Source organism: Chryseolinea soli, assembly GCF_003589925.1.
Lineage (GTDB): Bacteria > Bacteroidota > Bacteroidia > Cytophagales > Cyclobacteriaceae > Chryseolinea > Chryseolinea soli.
In genome coordinates, this window is record NZ_CP032382.1 from 148,428 (window position 1) to 172,870 (window position 24,443).

The following is a 24,443-nucleotide window of genomic DNA, read 5'->3' on the forward strand; positions in this document are numbered from 1 at the left end:
ACATCAGTCTTTCCGATAGCAATTTTTATTTTGATGGGACTTGTCACTGCGCTGCCATCCTGGAGTCAGGTCTTTCCCGTGCAGTCCACCACGCAGCTGATCCCACCCTACTCGGTCTATCTTTCCGACTACGCCGAACCAGGGAACGAAAAATTGCGCGTCATCCTGGTGCAACATGATCTTACACAACCTTCCTATGCACTCCGCCTGGTGATGAGCGTCGAGTTGAATGGGCAACTGATCCTGCGCACAGCACGCACCTTCAATCCACCGCCGATTCATTTGAACGCAGGAATACCGACCGTCATTTCCGGCGCCGACCTTTCTCCGTATCTCGACAGCCGCAATATCGACTTCATCGGCTATAACCGAGCGGAATATGAACGGACTCGCGCCTTGCCCGAGGGAAGCTACCAGATCACCTTCACCGCCTATGACTACCGGCGGCAAGACGTGCAGGTGAGCAACGCCGGCACCAGCTTCTATTACCTGGCCAAAAGCGAACCACCCCTGGTCAATTATCCATCCTGTGGCTCGGCCATACCGCTGCGAACACCACAGCAGGTCATCTTCTCCTGGCTCGCCCGCAATACTTCCTCTCCCAACTCCGCCGGCAACACGCAATATGAGTTCGCGCTCTACGAAACACGCCCGCCGGGACGTAACCCCAACGACGTGGTGCTCAGTACGCCGCCGGTCTTTAAGACCACCACAGAACTGACGCAACTTATTTACGGCCCCGGCGAACCTATGTTGCTGGACGGCATGACCTATGTGTGGCGCGTTCGCGCGATCGACCCCAAAGGCACCGATTCCTTTCGGAACAATGGCTACTCAGAGGCGTGCACTTTTACTTATGGCGGCGTCAATCCCGACATCAACATCGGTGTCATAAAGAATCTCCAGGCACAAGGCGAAACCGAGCACCGCGCAAAGATCTGGTGGGAAAAAGCCGGGGTAGACGCCTACCGGGTTCACTATCGAAAATCGAGCGGCGAGTGGGAATGGTTTTATAGCGACGTGACCACGGAGTCGCTAACAGCATCAACGGAAGGCTTTATCAAACTCTTCGACCTGGAAGCCGAAGTCGAATATGAAACCCGCATCCAGGCAAAAAAGGATGGCTTCTTCGGTCCGTATAGCGACGTGGTAAAATTCAAAATGCCGCCGCGACGCATCGCACATTGTGGCGAGGAGAATAACACGACAACTGCTGACCAAAGTCGCCCGCTGCTCTCCGCCATCCCGAACATGGCCATCGACGTCGACGGCATCGACATGATGCTGACCGTCGTGGAACCTCTGGGCAATGGCTGGTTCAAGGGCGTGGGCGAAGTGACCATCCCTTACCTGGGTGGTGCCTACGGAGTGAAGTTCGACAAACTGTTCATCGACGCCGACCGCATTGCCGGCAACGGCCGTGTCGACTTCATCACCCGCGGTGTAGCCCTCATGCTCCAGCAGCAGGCACAGAACCAAAAGAAAAATGAACAAGAGAAAGTGCAGCAACAAAACCGTGCCGCCTGGAACGGCACGGACTTTTATGAAAAAATATTTCAGTACGATGCGCTCGACATCGAAACCATCACCGTCGATAACGCCAGCTATATCAACATCACCGACGCGCAAGGCAACGTAACGGCCAACGCCGAATTGATGCAAGTGCTCAATTCAGCGCCCACAAAAGCCATTATCATAGAAGACAAAAAGGGCGATCAGTGGGTGGTGCAGAAGGATAAGGCCACGGGGCAGACGAAAGTGATGAAGGTGGAAGGAGGCGGTCTGGGCTCCAATGCTATGGTGAGCGGCGAAGCGCTGGATATTTTGAAGAAGGCCTTAAAGGCCCTGAGGCAGACCTATTCCGATGCAGCCATCAACGACCTGAAAGAAAATATCGACGCCTTGAATAAAGACTTGCAGACCGCCATTCAAAAGCACAATGATCAAATTGTCACCAACCTGACCGCGTCAGGTCAGCCGGACGGACCGTCCATATTCTCGAAGTACGATCTTCTCGAAGCGAAAGATGCGTCGGAAAACAGTGCCTTTGAAAATCAATCCGCTGTCCTCAAAGACAAAGAATTGGAATTCAACGAGGCTACGCTCATTCAATTTGTGGCCCGCGACCTCGACACCAAAGACGACTATAAAATGATTGGCCATGAACTGCGCATCGACAACCAATCGGTTTCCGACTATGCGGCTGCGCAAAAAGCGCAAAACACACCCGAGAGCCAGATCACCGACAAAGTGAAAACCGAAATCGTGGCCCTCCTGCGTCAGATCTTCATCACCTATAGCAATTCTCAAAAATGAAAGCACGTGCATTACTCTTCTTGCTTTGGGTGTTCATCCTACCCTGCTTAGCATCTCCGCCCGAAGAAGCCATGGTCAATCAGGCCCTCTTCAAGTACAATGCCCTTGAGAAATACAATGCTTCCAATGAGCGGATCGGACAGGATTCCAAAAATGAATACATCATTTTACTAGATCCCGACTGGCACCTCAGTCCCGACTGGATCGAAGAGCAGGGCAAAACTCAAAAAGTGCTCGCCGGCCGCTACGAGGCGCTCAGCAAGATGCTGAAAGATTTCAATGACCTGCGCAAAGACGATCTGCGATTCTATGTCGTCGTCGTGAACGACTACCAGATGCTGTTGAATGAAACCATCGACATCAGCAAACTGCCCGCACGCGTCACCAACCTCAGTCAACTGGTACAGCTGCCCGACGTGAACGCTCAATACGACCGGTGCAAAAAAGAGATCGCCCGCATTCCGGCCGGTATCGCCAACGCCATGCTCAAGGCTGGGTACACCAACCGCGTCATCTATTTCTTCAGCCTCATCCGTCTCTTCAAGCTGGACAAAAAAGAAAGGACCTACCGCTACGACAATCTGACCCTTCTAGGCGACGACCTCAAGTCGGCAGAGTCCAAGCTGAGGGAGAGCGCCAAGAAAACCTTCACAAAGACCAGCAACTCCGGCGAATTTGTGCAAGGCGCCGTGACCAGCCTCATCAACGCCATTCACGTGGTCGTTGATGAGGCCGACGACAGCCAACCCGCCGTGGACTGCAGCAACAGCACGGAAGATCTGGTAAACAAGACCAAAGACCTTCGCACAAAACACTACGCCACCGCCGTCACCGAAACGGCCACCCTATTGGACGTAAAAGCAACGGCCCATCAAAAAGGATCAAAGTATCTTCTGGTGGACGAACCGGCCGGGTTTGCCGCCGAAGACCTCTTCACCACCACCATCCTCCCCGACAAACTCACCCTGCTGGCCAACGGCAACTCCGACTACAAAGTCTACGTCGTCTTCAAGGCCATCGACTTCCTCATGCCTGGTGCCGACTGGAAAACCTTCGCGCTGGACGTGGCCGCCAAATCCGTCACCACCAAAACGCCGAACACGATCGTGGTCGTGGTGCCCTACTACAAACTTTCTTGTCTCGCCAAAACTTGGATCGTCACCAGCCAGAGCACCGGTCTTTTTATGCCTGGTGTGTTTTGTGCCGACCAAAGTCTGCAGGCCTTAATGAATGCTGCTATGATCGGGCCGGGCAATACTTGGGAAGCGAATTTTAACCAGGCGTTTAGCTACATACCGAAGAAGTATTATCTGTTCAAATACGCCGTCTCCTATGATTTCATCGTCAAGCGTTTTGAGCCAGTCGTAAGCACGGGCGCCGGTCATAAGGAAATATGCGATCTGCAGATCCTAGTGGATAACCGGCTGCGGAAAAACATCGAGGCCAAGGCGGCGATCAAAAAACAGTTCGACGCCAAAGAACAGCTGCCGGATGTGCTGAAAGAAAACTACGCGATCCTCAGAAACCTGCCCTCCGAGCCCGGCACCGCCTACTTGCTGAAACACGGTATAAAAGAGAGTGCACTGATCAAAACACGGGGATCGGGGTCTACTTTGAACAGCATCGCGGGCGAACAATTTGTGAAATGGTTCGTTGCTGGTCAGGCTGCTCAAGCAGAAGGCACCGCGTGGGCCAGCGTAGCCAACAATCTCGACGCCAGTGTAGACTCGCCAGCAGACGCCGTGTTCGTTACGGGCGTCAATCCTGTGAAGCTCGAAAAATACTACGACGCCCTCGACAACCTGGGCATGGCTCTGAACTTCGCGGAGTTGGATTGGATAACGGATGGTGCGGGTTTTCTAGTAGCATCGTACTACCGGGATACCAATACCAAGGTTGTTTATGCCAGCAGCCTAGCCATACCCGTTGGCGCGATAGTCATTCGGACGGTGGCCAAGCGGTTGAAAATTTTAAAGAAGACCACTCAGGGCTGGGAGTTGGTGGAAGATGCCGTTTCCGTTCTCGAGAACTTAAAAAGCCGGTTGCACGCGAAAGGGTGGAGCAACGATTTGGTGAGCGAATTTGAAAAGGACTTTGTAGGAAATGCAGAAATGCTCGCTAAATTTGGTGAGCATGAGGGGTTGGTTGATGCGTGGGAAGTGTTGAATATTAACAATGTCCTCCGGAAAAATCCCTCGGACTTGGAAAAACTCTCTAACTTCATAAAGGAAGCTGGAGCAGAAAAAACAAAGTTAATCGAGAGCTTCAAGAACACGCCCGATGCCCGTAATTGGGTTGACATGAAGATACCTGAACGCGAACTGGATAATATTTATAGTAGTTTCAAGAATGAACCTCCATTTGACCTAGATGCATGGACACCCAAACACAAGGCAGAGCGCTGGGCACAGTACAAAGAAGAAAAAGGCAATACTGGGTTAGACTTCAAATCATGGAGCAATGTTTATGACGGGAATATTAAGAAGGCCTCGGCTGCCAAGAAAGGTGTCGATGACTATTTTGCCTCGGTTGGTTGGGGGAGACGAGAAGTTACAATAGATGTCAATGGACAAATGAGACGTCTTGATATCGCTGACGAAGGTGATTTGAAAGGGATAGAATTTAAGGAATATTCCGAGGGGAAAGTATATGCCACTGAAATGGTTCGAAAAGAAGTTGAACTTGATAGTCTGCTTGTTGACACAGGCGGTTGGGAACTGGAATGGATATTTAAAAACTGCGAACCGAGTGGCCCACTAAAGAAGCTATTAGAAGAAGCTGGCATAAAAGTTACGTTGATCAATTAAAAAATATGGACAGGACAGAAAAAGAAAGACGAAAAGAGGATTTTGAATCGTGGATTACATTTATGCCCGATAAAATTATCGTACTGAAGGAAGCGCTTCCCTTTGAAATTTCTAAGAATCTGGATTATTCATCCTCGTCTCTCGATCTTATTGAAAGATACCTACTTGATAAATATACGAGGGAGGATTTTAGCAAAAATGAAAACAAATATTTTTTGGATCAGTTGGCCAGCTATTTAGGAACAACATGCAAGAGAAATTGGCAAAATTCATTTTGGGATATAGAATTGGACGATGAACAACAGGCATTTTTCGGCGTCCCTATTCTTAAAATAAAAGAGAGTCCACTCCCTCCATTTAGCCCGTATCATACTTTAACAGCTCTATTCAGCAGAAAGCGCGGCAATTTTCTAAGTACGATATTAGAGAGCACTAAGAAAATGCTAGAGAGGGAACGCTAAAATATGGATATACACTCAAACTTAGTCCCCATTCTACAGCAAATCAACTTTGCCTCCCGATACAAGTCATTGTGTGAAAGATACTCTGATTTCAATGCTCGAATGAAAGAATATGATCGCGATAGAATTCAAGCTTTTTATGATGGAAAAGGTCTGAAGGTATCCTTTGTTGAAGGAGAACGATTTTTCAAAGTTTTGGACACCGTTGGGAAGTTTAAAATCCAATTCAATACAATACCCGAAAATGGGTTTCTTCAATTTGTACTGGATGTTAAGAATGGAAAAGAGAGATATAATTTAGGGTGGGGAATGTGGGAGTCCATTACCCGAGAATTGTTAAATATAGAATCCCGGAAACCAAAATTCGGCTCCTATGAAGAACTCAATGAAATTTTAAAAGAAGCATTTTCCATCTACGAAGACTTTAAGCATGGACTTTTAAAACTAGAGGAGAGCCAGACACAACGTTGACTTTAGAAAAACCTGAATCAAATAGAGCTCCTATGACATAGATCGGCATACACATCTCGCCATGAAAAAAAGAGAGAACAATAAAATTTTGACCCCCGCTAGTGTATAAAAAAATTTACAGCTCGGATCATCTGCATGGCACACTCAGGAAAGCATTATATGCTCGATTTTTGAAAGGATACTACACGTCTTCGAAACGGAATAAACGAAATTACTAAAACCTATAGTACATCGCTCACGCATCTAAGAGCGCATTAGCTGATCTCCAGCTGATTAACGATGCATCCCCAAAAAAAGGGATTACTTTATTTCCATCGGTTTTTGCAAACATCTCCGGCCGAGCAAACACGTCTATTTCTCAGGTCATCCGATTCCACAAAAAAATCTATAAAAAATCACCACTGCAATTCTGTTGCAGTAGCAAGAGGCATATTTGTTTATAACGGTTAGCGACAGACAGGCCACCCGTTAAAATTTCTTTTTCATTTCCAACGAAACAACAATAAGCTATGTCATCCATCACCACCAGCTTCCCAGCCAAATCCGTTACGGGTTTGCTCTTTCTCCCTCTTCTCATTTTCGGCTCGTGTAAAAAAGATGATCCGCAACCACAAGACGTCATCTCACCCGAAATCTCCCTAGTCGGTGTCACCGACCAGTCGTCTGTTTGGAATACCGTACCCTTGACGTTAGACGCCGCCGATGCGACAGGCATTGCCAAAGTCGAGATCTATGTCGATGGTGTCCTTGTCTCAACGCTCACGGCACCTCCTTATGCGCTATCCTGGAATTCTAATGACGTCACGGATGGCGCACACAGTATCAGGGGGGTTGCTTACGACAATTCTGGCAACAAATCGGAAAAAGTAGTCTCAGTGACCGTAAAAAATATCCTGGTAAGCATAAACATAGCTGCCGATCAGCTTTCAACTGACATCAAAATAAGGGAACGGGGGTTTGTGTTCCTATCAGACGAAAATGGGAAGGTAATTTCCGTCTCGGAATACAAAAACAGTGACAAGGTGACACTCAAAAATCCGGATTTCAATGGCGAATATTTTTATTTGACGGAGGTATCTAAAGACACGTTTGGCATCTCACTGGCCACCTTTGCCCAAATAGAAAGAGGTAAAAATTGGGTCCTTATCAATCCCCTACCAGATAATTATGCTGAGAGCGCTACATTAAACTTCTTAAATGCAAAACCGAGCCCTACATATTATTACGACGCAGCTCCCAACGGCAATGTAACCTATACTATTGATGAAGATCACATCACCTCGATGGCTTCTCTTCGCAAAAGTCCCACCGATCTTTTCGTGACGCTATACGACCGCGATAAAGGAACCCCTCTCAAGTACTTCTTCTATTCCGGTATCACCGCTGGCGCAAACACAATAGATTTGGCTCAGGTCACGAAGGACTTCTCTACTCAAGATTTCACTTTCTCGGACGAATTTGATTGGTCATCCTTACGCATTTATGGATTACCAGACGCCAATAATTTTGATGAATATTATTCCCTTAGCCGATATTATTATGTCCGGGATCTTCCGAACCAACAGCAATCCCAAAAGCTATATTTTCCAGGCTCCACCTTTCCAACGTATTACTCTGAATATTACGCCAATAGTAAAAATACTTTCTATGAAAAAGGAAGTACTCACGACCTGCTCAAACTGGACCTAATTAAGAACGACATATCGTTTACTTTTAATGAAAATAAACTGACGTATTCAGCCAGCGGGGATTTTGACTTCTTTACCATCTTAGTCGGTCCAACAGACTCACCTTGGCAGTTTGCTCTTCCCGAGCGAAACGGCGTTCTTCCAATGTTCGACATCCCCGCAATTTTAAAAAGCTATCCAATTCCAGCCATCGATATCCCTTTTGCCCACATCGTTCAGGATTATGAGAATATGACTGGTTATGAAGACCTGAAGAGTTTTATCAGAAAGTCGGGCCGAAGTTTATCCGAGTTGTATGGTGTTGGAATAAACCATACATCTATTCTCTATTTGAAGCCCACCACCGGTGGAAGACTCAGACCTCATCGCCCCTTTACCCGGTGGAATTTTGAAAAACACCGTCAGGAGTTGCCTCTATAGCCATGTCCGGCGTCCGCGTTATGTTGCCATTCCGCAGACGCCGGAAATTTCAATTACCCTTTAACTGCATCCCCGCTAGCATCATTCTTACAATCGTTTCATGAGATGAACCATCTATTGCTCACGTTGTCCTTTATTGCACTCCCCTATACCCAGCTCATCGCACAGAATCTGGAAGAACTGGGATTAAAGAAGGGTGTGAAGATCAACGGCTCCGTTAACATCAATACCATTGGCTACATCGCCCGGGGCATCGAACAACGGCGGGACCCGCTTAACTGGTTTGCCGCGGGCAATCTGAACGTAAATTTATTTGGCTACAATGCGCCTTTCTCGTTCAGTTATAGCAACGTGAATAAAAGCTATAGTCAGCCGTTCAACCAATTCAGTTTTACGCCACAATACAAATGGGTCAAAGCCTATGTCGGATACAACGCTATGACCTTTTCGTCCTACACCCTGGCGGGCCATGTGTTTCTGGGAGGTGGGATGGAACTCACCCCTGGCAAGTGGCGAATTGCAGCGATGTATGGAAGATTAAAAAAAGCGGTGCTCTTTAACCCGGAAGACACCTTGCAAAATAGCAACGCCGCCTACAAACGGATGGGATATGGGGTGAAAATAGGATATGAAAGCAACGGCGATGCGATCACCGCGAATATCTTCACAGCAAAAGACGATGTCCACTCTCTACCGTACGTATTGCCCGGCAGCCAGCTTACCCCCAAGCAAAATGTGGCCATGAGCCTGAGCGTTCGAAAGAAATTCCTAAAGCGCTTCTTCGTGGAAAGTGAATATGCCATTTCCGTCCTCAACAACAATACAAAGGCCAACGGCGAAGGCGATACGATCGCCATCACCCCCACGCACAACCTCGTCAAAGGATTGCTTCCCGAAAACGCCATTAGTCGTTATTACGACGCTGTCAGAGCAAGCGCCGGCTATCAGGGGAATTGGTTTGTCATTCAGCTTCGCTACGAGCGGATCGCTCCGGAGTATCAGACATTGGGCGCCTATTATTTTAACAATGATATGCGCAACATCACCATCGCCCCGGCTTTTCGCTTACTGCAAAACAGGCTGAACCTGGGATTCAATGCAGGGGTTCAGGAAAATAACCTGGATAAAAGCAGGGCATCAGTCACCAAGCGCGTTGCAGGAGCCCTCAACGCTACGTACGCACCCTCCGACCAGTGGAATTTTGGGGTGAACTATTCCAACTTCTCATCCTATACCAACCTGAGACCACGGCAAGATCCTTTTTATCAAAATACCATGGACACGCTAAACTTCTACCAGGTTAGTCAAACCATGAGCGGCACAGTGATGCGAAATCTCGGAGACAAGGAAAAACCGCGAAGCGTAACACTCTCCGGCAGCTACCAAAAAGCGAACGACCGGCCAAGCCATGACCATGGGCAGCAATCCGATTTTGTGACGCTGAATGTCGCCTATAACCACTCGATTGTTGCCTCAAACACCATACTGTCGGTAGCCGCCAACGCCTTTGCCAATCGTGTAGCGGGCATGCGGAGCAATTACTTTGGGCCAACGCTAAGCATCACGAAAGCCATGCTGGAGAAAACGCTCAGGGGCTCCTGGGCTTGCGCTTATAATCAAACTTCAGGCAACACCGATATCAGCCCCATTCTCAACAATCGAATCAGTCTGAATTATTCACCCGTCGCGGAGAAGCTGGATAGCAAAAGTGCCCATTCATTTTCGTTGGGCATAAACATCTTGAATCGGTTGAAAAGCGTTGAACAACAGCCCGTGTATGCGGAGTTGACTTGCACCATCAATTATTCGTACTCTTTTTGAAATTGTTCCTTGTTGACCCACTCTGCTTTGACAGCGAGGCCTTGCGCAGGCAACAAATACATCAGACGCAAAAGTCGGCTACTTCTCAAATTCCCGATAGGCGCCGAACGTCGCGAGCCGGTCTTCGCCCAGCGATGCAGGGATCGGCAAACAGGGATCGTGGAGCTTTTCGCATAGTTGGTTCCAAAGATTGGTGCGGGTGTAGGTTTGATGCACCTTTTGAAAGGGAATGGACAACAACAATTCCTTGGCTGTTTTGAACTGGCCCTGGTCGATGAGCAGCTGCACGCGACGTTCAAGTACCCACTCGTCTTGCAGGGCATCCACTTTTGCCAGCCATGCTGCCCGCTCCGACAGCGTTTGTTTTCCGAGGCTGCGCAGCGCCTTGTCGCGTTCGATCACGACCTGCGGATGGAGTTGCAGCCACGGTTCACGAACAGACCGCAACGCTGCCGCCGCACCTTCATTGTCGCCTTCCGATCGCAGTATTCGCGCCAGCAATACGTTGGCCACGCCCAGGCTGCAGGCTGTCAGTTGCTTTTTTGCATTCTGAATGTCGCCGCTACCAGCCAGCCACGCGCCATAGTGAAATTTCCACAACGAGGTTTGCTCACCCTTGCTCTTTGCGATGGCCCACTCGAACGCGGGTTGCATGGCCTCCATGCCCGACGGCGCCCAGATGTTTTCGTCTATGGCGGGCGGCGCAGGAACCTCGCCTTTTTTTGTGAAGGCTTTCGACAATTCCAACCACGGTTTTGTCCCTGCATCTACTCGCCATCCAAACCACGGAATGGACGACAACGCACGGAGTTTATGGCCGGGCACTTTCAACGCATAGATGTCCACCGGCATATTCGTGGGCATCCAGTATTCGGTGTGCGTTCGCGTTTCGCCGGGTTTCAATTCAAGTTTGATGGATTGATCGCCAATGGGTCCACCTTGGATCTCCACATAAGGTTTGGTCGCGGCCGTGCTGAGCGTAGCCCATGCGCTGTCGGCCCCTACACCATAGCTCCACAATTTTATTCCGGGCGCTACGGTCCTGTCGGCAAAGTGATACAATCCCGACTTGAGCGAAGGTGTAAAAACGCCAAATGCGTTCACGTCGCTGGTCTTCCAAAAATATCCGGTCATCTCCCGGATGTCGGCTTCGCGTCGCGGGCCTTGCGTGACCCAGTCGAGGGTATCGACGGTCGATGCATGCGAGAGTACGCGTCCTTTTGGAAAATGATATTCGGTGTCGGGCGCTGAGGGCAGCGCGGCGTTCGACCACGACATCCACGGATAAGGTTTTGTGCCGGGATTTCGAAAGACGACCCGTTGTGTAAGAAAATTATCGTCGGGACCCAGCGAATACTCCACAACCCATTGCATGCCGAACCGGCGCTCGCGTTCACCACACGTTACATAAGTGCGCCCGGCGGCTTTGTCGATCTTGTAGGGTACGAAGTCGTTCTGGGTTGGCGAGTGGGATATGGGGAAACTCACTTCGATCCCTCCGGCCACAAAATAGAAACGGGGCAATATGCGCACCGGTTTTACAACGTTCGGCACATACAACGCTTCAGTTCCGGAAGGTTTATGGATCAACGACATCACTTTGCCGCCCAGGTCGGGACAGATCGTGACTTTGATGTGGCTGTTTTCCAACACCACAAATTGATAGGGCTTCAACACCGGGCGGTTTGATGTCTCGACATAGCTCACGTACGGATAAACGCCGTTTGGATCCAGGGCCGTAGGCACCGAACCGGCGGGCACCAGGCTGTGTGTGAGAATGTAATCCCGGTACGTGACGGTGGTGACGCTGTCCTTCTTTGCGCCCGCGACTTGGGCAGCGGCGAACTGCGCGAAGGTGAGCAGGAAGATCAGCGTCGGTATAAAGGTCTTAAAGTCGAGCATTTTTTGAAGTGTTAATGATTTTTTAGTTGATGAAGGCCGGCGAAGCACGTTGCGCCGAGGAGATGCTCACGCAACGTTGTGGATGACGGGAGCCTGGTTTTCTTCCATGGCGTCCTATTCCAATTGAAGTATCCCAAAGGATGAGGGGATGTGGAAATCGGGCGTGGCCGATGCCGGCGTAACCCAACTGATCCATTGCATCGCCTCTTTCTCCAGATCGATCTCCATACATCTACCACGGTACAAGCCACAATGCAACATGCCATTGGCCAGCAGCCCCAGATCGGCAAGTGATTGCAGACTGATCCTGCCCGTAACCACATAGCCGTCTTCATCCTGGCGGGCACTCGCCCGCAGTTGACCCGAAGGCCACTGCCAGTGACTGTCAAATTTCCGGTAGTAGCTGGCGCGGTAATCGTACACGCGGGCCAGCGCGTCTATTTCGAGGCCATAGTAGGTCGACAACGTGGTGTCGGTGCAGAGAAAAATTTCCACGCGATCACCATGGAGGACTTCCGACTTTTCATTCTTGTTCACATAGGTTTTGATGTCTCGGTCTTGTACTCTGAATTGCCAATACAATCCCTGGTCGTCGTGCAGCGCCCGAAAGGTTATCGCAGCCGGAGGTTTCCCCGGTTCCCACGGAAAGACAAAGTCCTCCAACGCGTTGGCTTGCGCCCACGACGCCGAATCATGTGCGATAACTTCCGCTGGGGTGTAATGCCCCATGCGTCGAACAATATATGTTTTAGGGGTCGTCGATTGCAAAGCAGTTTGTTTTTTGCGCAATTTATTGGAATTCCGACAACAATACGTTGTCTTGCTGTCCCATGCTTTTGAAATATTCATCGTGAAAATGACCGAGACAATAAAAAGGATCCCGGACGAGCTGATGCTCCGTCACTCCTTTTTTTTGAAAGCCAAAAGTGGCCCGCTATTTTGCGTGACGACGATCAGATCGCCGTTTTTTTGTTTCACCTTGCAGATACGCCGGGCGTCATGCTCCACCCAAAACCCACTGCGTTGGGGCGTCAGGGGTTGGAGTCTCCCGTTTCCATCTCCCAATAAGACCAACCCTACACTCGCGTCGTGTTGGCCCTCTACAGGCTCGATGGTGAAATCATTGCCTACGATCAAAAGATCGTCTTGACCATCTTGGTTGATATCGCTCACGAGGATATCCTTCACGGGCGCTTGCTGTACTACGGCCGGCAGTGGTATAAGCTTAAATTCAAAGTTCCCTACGTTCTCCAGGATCAGGCTTTGTTGCTGATAGGCTCGCACGGTTAGTTTCACCTGCTCTTTCACCGGGGCGATCACATCGTCAAGAGATGCCCTGGCAAAGGCCTCGAAGGTTTGGTATCGCTTTTTGAACATCGGCACCTGTCGAACTACATCGAACCAGGATGACGTTGGGTATTCCACTTCGCCTGCATAGTAAGCCGGAAGGGCGTCCCACCGGTTGTTGTTATCAAAGTCGCCTGCGTAAATGGAAAAGGGTTTGTCTTTGGTGAATCGATAGCGGGAATTTAGGCCAACATTTCCAGCAACCAGATCCATGTCGCCGTCGCGATCGATGTCCAATGCTGCCAACGTGTTCCACAGGCCATTAGAAAATGTCAACGACTCGGGTTGTAGCTGCTTTAAATTTCCTTTTTCATTTTTGAAAACCGTGATGGGCATATACTCTCCTAACAGGATCAAGTCGTGCCACCCATCCTGATCCAAATCTACCCATGCCGCATCGGTTACCATGCCGATGCTTTGCAAACCCGGCGCGACTTGATTGGTGACGTCGGAAAATTTTGCATGGTTATTTCGCAGCAGATAGCTCACGCCGGATTTTGGAAATTCCAGCGATATCAGGCGGCCTGCGCGAAAAATATCGAGGTCACCATCTTTGTCAAAATCAAAGGGGACGACACATGATCCGCTGTGGCGCATGGCGGGCAGGCGCGTTGTGTCCGATCTATAGTTGCCCTTGCCATCGTTGAGCATCAATCGGTCTTGAAAAAAGGGCGAGTTGTCGTAATGCTCATTGGAGCCGCTCACGATATACAAGTCATCATCGCCGTCTTGGTCGGCGTCGAAGAAAGCCGCCCCCGTGTCTTCTTCATTTTTATCTTTTGCTGAAGGAACGGGTTTCCCTGTAAACGTCCCATCCGTATGTTGGAGAAAAAGATTCCCTGCAAATTGATAGGAACCGCCCACAAAAAAGTCATCGAGACCATCCTTATTCACATCAGCCACCGCCAGGCAGGGGCCTTGCTGCGATAGCTTGTGTGGAAGCAAAGGCTCCACATCATAGTCCATATAAAATTTTTCGCGGTCGATGTGTTTCAGGTGGCTGGAGCTGTCTGCTCTTTGCAGCAGTGGTTGGATCGTGCTCTCGTTGCGAAATGTCCCCGTTCCGCTTTCAGTATATTTTAATGTCAGCGTCTGGTTTGCCTTCAGGTTTCGCATCACCTGGCTTCTGCCATCGGGCCAAATAATTTCCAGCGAGTCGATGACCGCGTGTTCTCCAAGGCCAAAATGAAGTGTGTAGTCAACAGATGATTGATAGCCACGGGTCACGGACATGTGCTGCCTTTGCAACTGTCCGTTTGTGTAGAGGGTAAGGGTGCTGCCCAGTCCCTTGGTGTTGCCCTGGGAGCCGCTCAATTTAATTTTCAGAAAGTGCGCGTTTTGAATGGTGTTTCGCATAATGAAAGCCGGTGCGTTGATGTTGTTCACCACGATGTCCAAATCTCCATCCAAATCCAAATCACCTAGCGCCGCGCCATTGGAAAGTGACTCATTTGTTCCCAACCACATCGCCGACTTGTCTTCAAACGAGTTGGCTCCGGTATTTTTAAAAAGATAATTGTTCTTTTTTATGGAAGGCATGTTCTTAGCGCCTTCCCGCATGCTGCGGTCTGTTTCCAACGGCGTGCTTTTTGTTGCCGTTTGATTGTTGTGGATAATAAAATCCATATCGGTGATGTCGCGCAGGTAGCCGTTGGTGATGAACAGATCTTGCCATCCATCCTGGTCAAAATCTGCGAACAGCGGCGCCCAACTCCAGTCCGTGCTGTGCACCCCGGCTTGTTGCCCGATCTCTGCAAAGACAGGAGTATTTGACTCATCTTTCCCCAGATTCACCTGCAACATGTTGCGCATATACTGAGGGTGATAGCCCGCGCGGGTCATGGCTTCAAAGGTGTTGGGGTTGGCCGGACCGGCCATCTTTTTCCGCTGCACCGCATCCGCCGGCAGCATGTCTACCACCATCACGTCGGGCAAGCCGTCGTTGTTAAAATCGCTCACATCGTTTCCCATCGAGAACTGGCTGTGGTGTCTGAAATATTTCCGCGCCGATTCGGTGAACGTACCGTCGTGGTTGTTGATGTACAGGTGATCGTTGGCCAGAAAATCGTTCGACACCAATATATCTTCCCAACCATCGCCGTTGAGATCGTGAACGGCCAGTCCCAACCCGAATCCGTCGTGAAGAATACCCGACGCCTGGGAAACATCCACAAATTTACCATCCTGATTTTGCAGCAGCTTATCGACCGACGCTCCTCTGCCGTTGTCGATGACGGGGGTAACCTTGTTGGGATTGCGCACGGTGTTGGTGCTGGTCATGAGATAAGCATCCAGATCACCATCTTTGTCGTAGTCGAAGAACGCTGCTTGATTGGTGTAGGTCGTGTCGGCCAATCCCCACGATTGTGCTTCTTCCCGAAACCTCATATTGCCCTGGTTGATGTAGAGTTGATTGGCCCGTTTGGAGGCTGGATAGTTGCCGGACTTGCAAACATAAATATCCAACAGACCGTCGGCATTGATGTCCACCAGTGTAACACCCGTGCTCCATCCTTGCTTCCGGATGCCGGCAGCTTGCGTAACGTCTTCAAATTTCAGATCGCCTTTGTTCAGATAAAGCCGGTCACCGACCCGGTTGCCCGTGAAATAAAGATCCGGCAGTGAATCGTTGTTGAGATCGCCAATGGCCACACCCCCACCGTTGTAGACATAATAAAAATCCACAATGTTAAAGGTGTCGTCCTCGGCAATTGTGTTATTGAAATCCACTCCGGAGTCAGCAGGGTCCACGAAGGTGAACAACGTTTCTGGTTTGGGTTGGCGGCAGGCCATGAGGGATAAAAGTCCCGCAAATAAATAGAAGGCTTGTGATGCGGAGTATCTCCTGGCGTTTATCATGGACAAAGATCTTAATAAAAAACAAAAGGGCCAGCCTAAACCGGCCGGCCACTTTCATTTGGGTTAAACAATTGTTCTTATTGCCACTGCGGATTCTGCGTCACGTTCTTATTGCCCAGAATTTCCTTCAACGGGATCGGCAACACATAATCTTTTGCCTTGGGTGTACGTCCTACGTTGTAGAGCGTTGAATAATGGGTGATGTAGTCGCCAAGGTAATCGGGTGTACCACCAAAGGTGCTTTTGCGTCGCAGCTCGGGATAAAGTACCTGTTCGAACACAAACTCCTGCATGCGTTCGGCCACGATGGCGTCGCGCATATCACTTTGACTCAGTGCCCCGACCGGCGCCAGCCCCGCGCGATCACGCACGGCGTTGATGCCTGTGGTGGCATCGCCCGTCTGGCTTTCGTTGCACGCTTCAGAGTGCCCCAAGAGCACATCTGCGAGACGCAGATAGATCGTGTTCTTTTCCGTGGTGGTCCACGAACCGCCTACCTTCATCTCGGTGATCTTGCCCGACCATGCTTTTCCAAAAACAAGCTCGGTCGGATTTTCAGGATTTGCGTTGGGATCCACAATGCCACCAAAGCGCGACAGGTTATAGGCCGCAGTCTTGCTCCAGCGCACGATAGGGTAAGCGCCGGCGGCGGTCTTCCCTGTGCGGGCCGTGGGATACGATTCAACGAATGTGCCCGCGATCCGCTTGTCGCCGTCGTCGTATGCTGCTCTGAAATCCTGTGTAGCGCTCAACCAGCTCCAGCCTGCACCACCGTCATCGGTTGGCAAATCTTCGGGATTGAAGTGGGCGGAGTGATTGCTGTATTCGTTGGCGTTTGCCTTCGCAGAAACCTGTCCTTCAAAAATTCGCTCGCCCATGTTCTCGTGATCGGTGTCGAAATTATAGCTGAAGTCGCTGAACAAGGTGAGACCACTGTTTTGGATGATGTCTTCGGCCGTGACTTTGGCCTCTGCCCATTTTTTATCCCACAGCTGGGCCTTCATCAATAAAGTCTTCGCGGCCCATTTGTTGGCTCTTCCCAGGTCGGCGCCGGTGTAGGCGTTGGGCAGCACGGCAATAGCCGCTGCACAATCGGCATAGATCAGATCGATGATGGCGCGTGTGCCCCCGCTGTTGGATGCCAGGTTGCTCAAATCCTTGGTGCCTTCAATGGTGAGCGGTGCGTTGTCGAAATAACTCAACAAACCGTAGTAGTAAAACGCTCTCAGGAAATACGCTTCACCTTTCAGGCGCGCGATAAGCTCAGCGTTGGCCGGATCGACAATGGTTTCTGCCACGGCCAAAATTTCGTTGGCCCGGTTGATCGACCGGTAGCTTTGGCCCCAATAGGCTTCGATCACGTCGTCTTGTGCCGTTACGTTGCCCAGGTTGTATTGCAGGGGTTGTTTTTCCCAACCCACCTGAAAGCCCACGAGGCATTCGAACACATAGCGGTTGTAGAAGTAATTGAACCAGTCCGAATTGCCCATGGTCAAATCATCATAGATGGCATTGACCCCAAGCTTCAATTCGTTGGCCGATTTGTAAAAGCTATTCGGACTGATATAATCCGGCGTCTCGTCCAGGTCCGAGCAGCTCATCCCCACTAGCAACAGGGAGGTCATGATCGAGAGGAGAAGTTTTTTTCTAACTATTTTTTTCATGGTCATTTTCATTTTAAAGTTATTCACTTGCACTCCCATTAAAAACCGACGTTAAGACCCGCGGTGAATTGGCGCGAGCGCGGATAAGCATCGTAGTCATCGCCGCGGTTCAGGTTGTTTTGTCCCTGGTTGTTCACTTCAGGATCAAAGCCCGTGTATTTGGTGATGATGAAGAGGTTTTGTGCACTCACATAAACACGCGCCTTGCGAATAAATTTCGGCACAGGTAAGTTGTAGCCCAGCGAAACATTTTGCAGGCGGATGAAGGATCCGTCTTCAATAAAGAAAGAAGACCGGCGGTAGGACGCGAAGTCACGCTTGGCATCCACAGCGGGACGCGGCGCGTTGGTGTGTTGCGGCGTCCACGAATCGGTGAGGATGTTGGCGATCTCATTGATCTTTTGCGCGCCGTCACCAATCTCGGATTGTTGCAGGTTGCGCACGTCGTTGCCCTGCACACCGCGGAAGAACACGGAAAAGTCAAATCCCTTAAAGCGCACCGTAGAGTTCAGACCCCAGGTGTATTTGGGATTGGGATTGCCCATGATGGAATAGTCGTCGGCCGTGTAGCTGCCGTCTTTGTTTTTGTCTTCATATACCGGAGCTCCCGTTTCGCTCACGCCGATAAATTTATAGCCTTTCCACACGCCAATGGCATTGCCCGCTTCCACCCAGCTTCCGTCCACGCCAAGGTGGCCGCTGGTGCTGGTGGCATAGAAGGGAGCGCTTTCGCCAAGGTCTTCAATTTTGTTTCTCAGGATCGATACGTTGGCAGCGACATCCCAGGTGAGTGCACCCTGGTTGATGACTTTGGTGTCGACCGAAAGTTCAAAGCCTTTGTTGCTGAGGGAACCGGTGTTCTTCAACAAGGTGCTGAAGCCCGTGCTTTGCGGAATGGATACATAGAGCAACAGGTCGGTCGTGAGGTTGTTGAAATAGTCCACGGTCACATTGAGCCGGTTTCCGAGGAAGCTCATGTCGATCCCGGAGTTGAACATGCGGGTTTGTTCCCATTTCAAATCGGCGTTGGGCATGCGGGTGGCCGCATAGCCAGAGACCAGCACGCCGTTGAAGATGTAGTTACGCGGGCTTAGGTCGGACGTTGACTGATAGGCCGGGATTTGCGAATTACCCGTAATACCATAGCTCAACCGAACTTTAAGGTCATCGAAGATGCGGGACAGGCCGGCGCTCTCAAAAAACTTTTCGTTTACCACACGCCATCCCAAAGCAGCCGAAGGGAACGTTGCCCACTTGTTGTTGGGACCGAACTTGGTGGAACCGTCGCGGCGGGCCGTCAACGTCAGCAAAAAGCGGTTCTGGAAATTATAGTTGATTCTTCCCAGGTATGACCGCAGTCCCCAATCTACGCGCGTCGAGTTTCCGATCTGCGGCAAGGTTCCGTTTTGAAAATTCAGCGACTTGAAATCGTCTGAATCAAGTCCGCGAATGGCCTGTGAAGCCGATTGGTTGTCTTCCCGCTGCGTGGTATAACCCAGCGTTACTTCCAGTGAATGACCTTCCGCGATCGTCCGGGAATAGGTGAGGATGTTTTCGTTCAGCAGGTTGACGAGGTTGCGGTCAAAGCGTTGTAGCTCGCGGCCGTTCTGGCGCCCGAGGCGTGTCTTGCTGTTGTAGAACGTATTGCGCGTGGCGTTGAGGATATCCAGACCAAGACTGGTTCTGAACTTGAGGTCTTTCGTGATGTTGAAGGTCAATGCCGTGGTACCAAAGAAGCGATTGGTCGCATCCTTGTCGACACCTTCCTTGGCTTCCGCTACGGGGTTTATGGTGAAGCGACCATCATAGAGCGGGTAGTTGTAGTTCCCGTTGTTGTCGTATACCGGAACCGTTGGATCAAGTCCCAGCGCGGTGATGATGATACCGCCGGGACCACCGCGATCGGTGGGAACGTTGTTGGACGTGGTGCGGGCAAACGACCAGCTGTTGCTCAGCGTAGCCTTGCCGTTGAACAGGTTGTTGTCCAGGTTCAGGCGAAGGCCATAGCGTTTGAAATCGGTGTTGATGATGAGCCCCTCATTGTCCATATAATTACCCGACACGGCATATTTCGCATTGGCATTTCCACCCGAGATCGAGAGCTGGTTGTTCCAGATGCTTCCGGTGCGCGTGATCTCTTTCATCCAGTTGGTGCCGTTGCCAAAGCCCTGGATCTGGGCGTCGGTGTAGCGGGGATTTCCGCCTTGGCTCACATCGAGCGTGTTGAGGTATCTTCCGTAGTCGGAAGCCGGCATCATGTCGATGTTGTGTGAGATGCTTTGTGAGGAAATGGAAGTTTCAAAGTTCACGTTGGTCTGGCCGTCTTTTCCACGCTTGGTGGTGACGAGCACCACGCCGTTGGCTCCGCGTGAACCATAAATGGAGGTCGCCGACGCATCTTTCAAAACTTCGATCGACTCGATGTCGCTGGGGTTAAGCGATGCCAACGCATTCTTGGCCTGGCGGTCGCCGCCAGTGCCATAAGCGGCGTTGTCGGGATAGATCGGGAGGCCGTCAATAACATAGAGTGGCTCGCTGCCGCTGATGAGTGAGTTCGCACCCCGAACACGCACGGACAAACCGCCGCCGGGTGCAGACGAAGCTTGTGTTACCTGAACACCAGCCGCCCGGGCCTGCAGACCCTGCTCCACCGACATAACGGGCATGTCTTTGAACGCGTCGCTCTTCACGGAAGAAACCGATCCGGTGAGATCGCTCTTCTTTACAGTGCCATAGCCCACGATCACCACCTCCTCCAGGCTTTTAATATCCTCTTCCAGATTTACATCGATCGTCGAACGGTTGCCTACGACAACGTCCTGATTTTTGAAACCGATAAAACTGAAGGTGAGAACAACATCCGCCTGATTCACCTCGATTTGGAACACCCCGCGTGAATCAGTAGTTGTTCCTTGCGCAGTCCCCTTAACTAAGACGTTTACGCCAGGAAGGGGGTCGCCTTGCGTTGTCGTTACTTTGCCGGAGAGTTTTGTTTGCGCAAAGGCCTGCGTTGCCAGCAGGATGCCCAAAAAGACCACCAGTAATTTTGTGAGTGACTTGTAGTTGTCTTCCATAGAAGTTTAGGTGAAATTATAAACACACAAATTTTACGGAATCGATTGCAAAATTGATGGACTATACACGGTTAAAACTGGATTATTCTCCTGCTGGGATTCATTGTTGGCACATCAAAGTGGGCTAATCCGCTAAAAAAAGGGGTTATTTTGAATTTTAAGTCTAACCGTCAAACCTCAAATAAGTAAAATTGTCCAGTCCGGAGCGTGCAGGAGCATTCTCTTTCCCGACCACCACTGCACGAGAATGCGGAGTTGAGCCGATCATAATAAAATCCATGAAAAAGACCGGATTCTCCATTCAAACGGTTGCGGCATTGGCATACTTTTGCTGAAATCACATCCCCCATGATGAACCCAAAAAGGAATTTAAGTCTCGCATTTTTCTTATTCGCGGCGGTGGCGACAGCCCTGGCACAAATCGAATCAGAAGCCATTGTCATTCAAACCGCCCACACGAGCCTGGTCTTCCAGGTGAACAAAGAGGGGACCCTCGTACAATCGTATTTCGGAAAAAGACTGCCCGCCGATCAAATCAAAAACATCCAGATCACCCCACAAGAAGCGTACTCCACCTACGGCAAAGCCTTTGTCTTTGAACCTGCTTTTCAGGCGGTGCATGCCGACGGCAACCTCACTACCGAACTGAAGTACGTTAAAAAGGAAATCAGCACGCTGGATAAAAACACCACGCTCACCCGAATCCAACTGAAGGATGCATTCTATGATCTGACGGTTCTCCTTTGTATAAAAGCCTACGCAGCCGAAGACATCGTGGAGCAATGGACCGAGATCACGCACGGTGAAAAGAAAGACATCACACTGAACGATTTTGCTTCGTCACAACTTTCCGTCAAAGCTTCGTCCTATTGGCTTACCAGTTTTTATGGCGGCTGGGCTTCGGAGATGAACATGAACGAAGAAAAGCTTTCCGAGGGTCGCAAAGTCCTCGAATCGAAACTTGGCGTTCGGTCCAACCAATTCTCGCATCCTTGTTTTTTATTGGGTATTGAAGGAGCAGCCACCGAAACCGAGGGGAATGTGATCGGTGGCACGTTGGCGTGGCCGGGAAGCTGGCGGTTATCGTTTGAGGTTGATCCAACAAAAAATTTGCGCATCCTCTCCGGCATTAACCCCTTTGCTTCACCATACACTTTGAAACCCAAGGAAGTATTCAAAACTCCGGGTATGCTTTTCACCTTTAGCGATGCCGGGAAAGGCGAGATCTCGCGGCGCTTTCACGCGTGGGCACGAACCTATGGCATGTATAAGAGCGAAAGACCGCACATGACACTGCTGAACAACTGGGAGGCTACCTACTTTGATTTCAACGAAACGGTATTGAAGCAGATCATCGCCGATGGCGCCGACATGGGCTTTGACCTGTTCCTGCTCGACGATGGATGGTTCGCCAACAAATACCCCCGGAACAACGACGATGCTGGGCTGGGTGATTGGGATGTGAACATCAAGAAATTGCCACACGGCATCGGCGAATTGGTTACCGCCGCCGAAGCGAAGAAAATCAAATTCGGGATCTGGATCGAACCCGAAATGGTCAACCCCAAAAGTGAGTTGTACGAGAAACATCCGGACTGGGTGATCACGGCTCCACACCGTCCGCTAGACCCCAGCCGAAACCAACTCGTGCTGGACCTCTCCAATCCTAAAGTGCAAGATCACGTCTTTTCGGTCGTCGACAGGATATTGACTGAAAATCCCCATGTGGCCTACATGAAGTGGGATTGCAACCGCTACATGACCAACGTCGGGTCGTCGTATCTGCCGCCGGAGAAACAATCGCACCTGTTCATTCAATATACTCAAGGGCTGCTGGACGTTTTGAAACGCGTGCGGCAAAAGTATCCCGAGGTTGTGCTTATGGCGTGTTCCGGTGGTGGCGCCCGAATGGACTATGCGACCCTGCCTTTCTTTGACGAGTACTGGATCAGCGACAATACCGACGCCCTCGACCGCATCTTCATTCAGTGGGGAACGAGCTACTTCTTCCCTCCCATCGGGTTGGCCAGCCATGTGTCGGTGGTTCCAAACCACATTACAAAGCGTATCACGCCGTTGAAGTTCAGATTCGACGTTGCCATGTCGGCAAAGCTCGGAATGGATCTGCAACCGAAAGACATGAGCCCGGAAGAAAAAGAGTTCTCCCAGAACGCCATTCAAATCTACAAAGGCATCAAACACATTGTCCAATTTGGGGATCTGTACCGATTGTTATCGCCCTATGAAAGCAACCGGGTCGCTTTGCAATACGTGACGCCCGATAAAAAGGAAGCACTTGTTTTTTCTTACCTCAAGAAAAAAGAAATCATGGGCGACGACCAGGTCTTGTACCTGCAGGGTCTTGATCCCAACCTGGAATATACGTTCATGGAAGTCAATAAAGCACCAGGCAAAACATCACACGCCACGGGTTTGGAAGGAAAAAAATTTACGGGAGCGTTTTTGATGACCTATGGCGCACGCTACCTCATGTCGGAAGAATTTGAAAGCATCGTATTTCAACTCTCGTCAAAATGACATCGGATTCTCCACGCATGAGTGATCTAAAAAAAAATCGGATCTCCTACAAACCCTGGGGAACGCACGATGACAAAAGCGTTTTCCTTTTCAGGCTGGAAAGTGCCAGCGGTGCATTTGTTGAAATTACAAACTACGGTGCCACGGTGGTTTCGATTGTTGTTCCAGACCGGAACGGGAAGTTGGAGAATGTCGTGATCGGCTTTCCCTCCTTGGAGGGTTATGTGGACGACCGGTGTTATATCGGCTCTACCATCGGGCGCTATGCCAACCGGATCGGCGGTGCCGCTTTCACACTCGATGGAGTGGTGTATGACCTGGATAAAAACGACAATCAAAACAACAATCACGGCGGTCTCAGCGGCTTTCATGCAAAGGTGTTTGATTTTCAGATGGGCACCGATTCCCTTTCGCTTTCGTTGACCAGCGCCGATGGCGAAGGGGGTTTTCCCGGGCGGGTCGATTTCCGGGTCACGTATTCCTGGAGCGATGATCATGAACTGGGCATCCGGTTCAATGCCACGTCGGATAAGAAGACGGTGCTCAACTTTACCAATCATGCCTACTTCAACTTGGCGCCCGGTCATGGCGACATCCTCGAACATGAACTTACCCTTCATGCCGATAAAATGCTGGAGACCGACCGCTACTATATTCCAACCGGTGTTATCGCTCATGTCGCGGGAGAAGATTTCCATCAAACCCGCATCCGCAACCGGGTGAAGTTTTCCGGGCCATCCCAAACCGGCGTGAATCGCTATTTCCTCTTGAAGAATGATGGCCAAACCGGCATGCGACGCGCGGGCCTATTAAAGGAGAACTCTTCCGGCAGGAGTCTCGAGATCTTTACCACCTATCCCGGCGTTCAACTTTACACGGGCGACTACCTGGACTCAAAACACCTCAGCAGTCGGTTCAAGCAAATCCATCCGTTTGATGGTTTATGTCTGGAATGCCAGCACTATCCCGACGCCCCCAATCACGACAATTTTCCCAGTACAATCCTCGAGCCCGGACAGACTTACGACGAGAGGATTGTCTACAAGTTTGGCATCAGGGCGTAGACCGATTTCAA

At 50.4% G+C, this 24,443-nt stretch carries 13 protein-coding genes; 8 read left to right on the forward strand and 5 right to left on the reverse strand.

Translation table 11 applies throughout. The features are described 5' to 3' along the window. The first annotated feature begins 33 nt into the window (after positions 1-33). The 6 genes from D4L85_RS00580 to D4L85_RS00605 all read left to right on the forward strand — a co-directional run bounded on the left by D4L85_RS00580 (position 34) and on the right by D4L85_RS00605 (position 9,984). Complete coding sequence (locus D4L85_RS00580; RefSeq protein WP_160143449.1) at positions 34-2,316, forward strand: fibronectin type III domain-containing protein; 2,283 nt, start codon at positions 34-36, stop codon at positions 2,314-2,316. Further along, the gene (locus tag D4L85_RS00585; protein ID WP_119752493.1) at positions 2,313-5,123 is read left to right on the forward strand and encodes a hypothetical protein; all 2,811 of its coding nucleotides are present in this window, start codon (positions 2,313-2,315) and stop codon (positions 5,121-5,123) included. The genes D4L85_RS00580 and D4L85_RS00585 overlap by 4 nt, the downstream gene beginning before the upstream one ends. Before the next feature lie 5 nt (positions 5,124-5,128). Further along, positions 5,129-5,584 (forward strand): hypothetical protein, encoded by a 456-nt coding sequence (locus tag D4L85_RS00590; protein WP_119752494.1) that lies wholly within the window; start codon positions 5,129-5,131, stop codon positions 5,582-5,584. A 102-nt stretch (positions 5,585-5,686) separates the two neighbouring features. Further along, positions 5,687-6,055 (forward strand): hypothetical protein, encoded by a 369-nt coding sequence (locus D4L85_RS00595; RefSeq protein WP_119752495.1) that lies wholly within the window; start codon positions 5,687-5,689, stop codon positions 6,053-6,055. Positions 6,056-6,564: 509 nt separating this feature from the next. After that, the gene (locus tag D4L85_RS00600) at positions 6,565-8,163 is read left to right on the forward strand and encodes an Ig-like domain-containing protein (protein WP_119752496.1); all 1,599 of its coding nucleotides are present in this window, start codon (positions 6,565-6,567) and stop codon (positions 8,161-8,163) included. 105 nt (positions 8,164-8,268) lie between these two features. Continuing rightward, positions 8,269-9,984, forward strand: coding sequence for a hypothetical protein (locus D4L85_RS00605; protein WP_119752497.1), 1,716 nt, complete (start codon positions 8,269-8,271; stop codon positions 9,982-9,984). A gap of 78 nt (positions 9,985-10,062) precedes the next feature. Here the strand turns inward: D4L85_RS00605 and D4L85_RS00610 are convergent, their stop codons facing one another. The 5 genes from D4L85_RS00610 to D4L85_RS00630 form a co-directional block, all read right to left on the reverse strand. Then, positions 10,063-11,886, reverse strand: coding sequence for a DUF5107 domain-containing protein (locus tag D4L85_RS00610; protein ID WP_119752498.1), 1,824 nt, complete (start codon positions 11,884-11,886; stop codon positions 10,063-10,065). Positions 11,887-12,000: 114 nt separating this feature from the next. Beyond that, on the reverse strand, positions 12,001-12,615 hold the full coding sequence (locus D4L85_RS00615) for a carbohydrate-binding family 9-like protein (RefSeq protein ID WP_160143450.1): 615 nt from the start codon (positions 12,613-12,615) through the stop codon (positions 12,001-12,003). Positions 12,616-12,786: 171 nt separating this feature from the next. Beyond that, the gene (locus D4L85_RS00620; RefSeq protein WP_119752500.1) at positions 12,787-16,092 is read right to left on the reverse strand and encodes a VCBS repeat-containing protein; all 3,306 of its coding nucleotides are present in this window, start codon (positions 16,090-16,092) and stop codon (positions 12,787-12,789) included. 77 nt (positions 16,093-16,169) lie between these two features. Then, a complete protein-coding gene (locus D4L85_RS00625) occupies positions 16,170-17,756 on the reverse strand; it encodes a RagB/SusD family nutrient uptake outer membrane protein (protein ID WP_119758597.1) in 1,587 nt (528 codons plus the stop codon). Positions 17,757-17,794: 38 nt separating this feature from the next. After that, positions 17,795-20,830 carry a SusC/RagA family TonB-linked outer membrane protein gene (locus D4L85_RS00630; RefSeq protein WP_119752501.1) on the reverse strand — a complete coding sequence of 1,012 codons (3,036 nt, stop codon included), beginning with the start codon at positions 20,828-20,830 and terminating at the stop codon, positions 17,795-17,797. A 348-nt stretch (positions 20,831-21,178) separates the two neighbouring features. Here D4L85_RS00630 and D4L85_RS00635 point away from each other — a divergent pair, with 348 nt between their 5' ends. Both D4L85_RS00635 and D4L85_RS00640 read left to right on the forward strand, forming a co-directional pair. Beyond that, complete coding sequence (locus D4L85_RS00635) at positions 21,179-23,368, forward strand: alpha-galactosidase (protein ID WP_228450730.1); 2,190 nt, start codon at positions 21,179-21,181, stop codon at positions 23,366-23,368. A gap of 17 nt (positions 23,369-23,385) precedes the next feature. Continuing rightward, complete coding sequence (locus D4L85_RS00640; RefSeq protein ID WP_119758599.1) at positions 23,386-24,432, forward strand: aldose epimerase family protein; 1,047 nt, start codon at positions 23,386-23,388, stop codon at positions 24,430-24,432. The last annotated feature ends 11 nt before the right edge of the window (positions 24,433-24,443 follow it).

What these genes read in the sequence shown, in the direction of transcription:
- D4L85_RS00585 (WP_119752493.1), top strand. Translation starts at nt 2,313, where the DNA reads ATGAAAGCACGTGCATTACTCTTCTTGCTTTGGGTGTTCATCCTACCC.
- D4L85_RS00610 (WP_119752498.1), bottom strand. Translation starts at nt 11,886, where the DNA reads ATGCTCGACTTTAAGACCTTTATACCGACGCTGATCTTCCTGCTCACC.
- D4L85_RS00625 (WP_119758597.1), bottom strand. Translation starts at nt 17,756, where the DNA reads ATGAAAAAAATAGTTAGAAAAAAACTTCTCCTCTCGATCATGACCTCC.
- D4L85_RS00630 (WP_119752501.1), bottom strand. Translation starts at nt 20,830, where the DNA reads ATGGAAGACAACTACAAGTCACTCACAAAATTACTGGTGGTCTTTTTG.
- D4L85_RS00595 (WP_119752495.1), top strand. Translation starts at nt 5,687, where the DNA reads ATGAAAGAATATGATCGCGATAGAATTCAAGCTTTTTATGATGGAAAA.
- D4L85_RS00635 (WP_228450730.1), top strand. Translation starts at nt 21,179, where the DNA reads ATGATGAACCCAAAAAGGAATTTAAGTCTCGCATTTTTCTTATTCGCG.
- D4L85_RS00600 (WP_119752496.1), top strand. Translation starts at nt 6,565, where the DNA reads ATGTCATCCATCACCACCAGCTTCCCAGCCAAATCCGTTACGGGTTTG.
- D4L85_RS00605 (WP_119752497.1), top strand. Translation starts at nt 8,269, where the DNA reads ATGAACCATCTATTGCTCACGTTGTCCTTTATTGCACTCCCCTATACC.
- D4L85_RS00620 (WP_119752500.1), bottom strand. Translation starts at nt 16,092, where the DNA reads ATGATAAACGCCAGGAGATACTCCGCATCACAAGCCTTCTATTTATTT.
- D4L85_RS00615 (WP_160143450.1), bottom strand. Translation starts at nt 12,615, where the DNA reads ATGGGGCATTACACCCCAGCGGAAGTTATCGCACATGATTCGGCGTCG.
- D4L85_RS00580 (WP_160143449.1), top strand. Translation starts at nt 34, where the DNA reads ATGGGACTTGTCACTGCGCTGCCATCCTGGAGTCAGGTCTTTCCCGTG.
- D4L85_RS00590 (WP_119752494.1), top strand. Translation starts at nt 5,129, where the DNA reads ATGGACAGGACAGAAAAAGAAAGACGAAAAGAGGATTTTGAATCGTGG.
- D4L85_RS00640 (WP_119758599.1), top strand. Translation starts at nt 23,386, where the DNA reads ATGAGTGATCTAAAAAAAAATCGGATCTCCTACAAACCCTGGGGAACG.